This is a genomic window from Oleiphilus sp. HI0086, from assembly GCF_001635225.1.
Genome location: NZ_LWFZ01000607.1, coordinates 1 through 414, shown reverse-complemented (window position 1 = coordinate 414; position 414 = coordinate 1). Strand labels below are relative to the sequence as shown.

Below are 414 nucleotides of genomic sequence, written 5' to 3'. Positions count from 1 at the left end.
AATATTGTTGTGCGCAGACTCGAGATTCGGCTTCGGCAGGTTGGTTCAAATGATATTTTCCCTCGGTGTCCATAATCCAGCTTTGGCAATTATCGCTTAGGTAGAAGCCAATTTCGGCTTTCACGCGTTCTACTAGCTTCTTATCTTCCATCGGGAAGCAGGTTTCAACACGCTTTAACAGGTTACGGGTCATCCAGTCGGCACTGGCACCATAAATCTGGTCATTACCATCATTGTGGAACCAATAAACTCGAGTGTGCTCCAAGAAACGCCCGATCACAGAGCGTACTTCGATCGTTTCGGAAATACCCTCTAGCCCTGGACGTAAACAGCATATGCCGCGGACAATAAGCTTAATAGGCACGCCTGCTTGTGATGCTCGATACAGTGCCCGAATAATTTTGGGTTCTGATA

The 414-nt window shown here is 47.1% G+C and carries 1 pseudogene; it reads right to left on the bottom strand.

Features of this window, described 5'->3' with window-relative positions:
• Window positions 1-414 (bottom strand): annotated as a pseudogene (locus tag A3756_RS07235) (RNA degradosome polyphosphate kinase); the annotation flags it as partial.